At 62.7% G+C, this 1,137-nt stretch carries 2 protein-coding genes; both read left to right on the top strand.

Annotated elements, in window-relative coordinates:
- Positions 1 to 353: hypothetical protein (locus CSQ89_RS22760; RefSeq protein WP_199065793.1), on the top strand; the 353-nt coding region annotated here is incomplete at its 5' end.
- Positions 353 to 1,137: hypothetical protein (locus CSQ89_RS21580; protein WP_308418207.1), on the top strand; the 785-nt coding region annotated here is incomplete at its 3' end. The genes CSQ89_RS22760 and CSQ89_RS21580, both read left to right, overlap by 1 nt.

Raw genomic sequence — 1,137 nt, 5'->3', positions numbered from 1 at the left:
AGCATCCCGACTGGCTCGACGGGATTGAGGGGGCACCGTTCTGTTACGCAGAAGGGGCAGCGAATGCCTTGACGCCTTATCCCACAGCAACGGGCTCCCTAGCCCTTCGCGTTACCTTGAAACCCGCCCTGGCGGCGACCGAGTTACCGCGCTTCTTGGTCGAGGACTATGCCAGCGCGATCCAGGCCGGTGCCTTGGCGATGCTGTATCTGCTACCCGGCAAGGCATGGAGCAACCCGCAAGCCGTCGGTACGCAGATGGCGTTATTCAACGACGGTGTGCTGGCCGCCCGCGATAGGGCACAACACGGCAAGCACGGCGCCCCCATTCGCACCCAACCGCATTTCTTCTGATGAATATCCACATCCCCCAATTCGGCGGCATTGCGCCCAAGCTCAATACCAGCAAGCTCAGCGACAGCGGCGCACAGGTGGCGGAGAACTGTCGCCTGGATGGCTTGGACCTATCGGCACTGCCGGGGCCGGCCACGGTCATTGCCAGCCTGCCCAAGGTGGAAACGGTGCGCAGTCTGTTCCGTTTGCGCCATGCCACTGATGAATCCCTGTATTGGCTGCACTGGACCAAGGATGTCGATGTGGTACCGGGACCGAGCGCGGGTGATAACAACCAACGCTTGTATTTCACTGGGGCTGGCCGTAAACCGAGCTGGACCTCGTTCCCCTTGGCGACACTAGGCGGTAGTGATTACCCTGTTGTCAGCTATGAGTTGGGTATTCCGGTACCGACGGCCACGCCCGTGGCCACCTTGACGCAGGCCGCAGCCGACCAGACCGTGGCGCGGGAGCGGCGGGTGTATGTCTATACCTTTGTCTCGGGTGCCGGCGAAGAGGGCGCGCCATCGCCACCATCAGCCGCGCTGAGTGTTGTCACAGGCGACACCCTCACCATCAGCAACCTGCCTGCTGCGCCTGCCGGGGCGTATGACCTGACCCGAAAGCGGATTTATCGCAGCGTGGTCGATAGCACGGGCGCGGGCGAGTTCCACTATGTGGGCGAAGTGCCGATGGCAGCCGACACCTTTGTGGATCGCCTGGAACAGGCCAATGAAGCCTTGGCCACCAAGGGCTTTCTGCCACCCCCGCCTGACCTGCAAGGGCTCACCGCCATGCCCAACGG

The sequence above is a fragment of the Chitinimonas sp. BJB300 genome (assembly GCF_002735695.1).
In the GTDB taxonomy this organism is placed as follows: domain Bacteria; phylum Pseudomonadota; class Gammaproteobacteria; order Burkholderiales; family Chitinimonadaceae; genus Chitinimonas.
The sequence above is the reverse complement of the archived record's forward strand: the minus strand, read 5'-3'. Positions and strand labels throughout refer to the sequence as shown.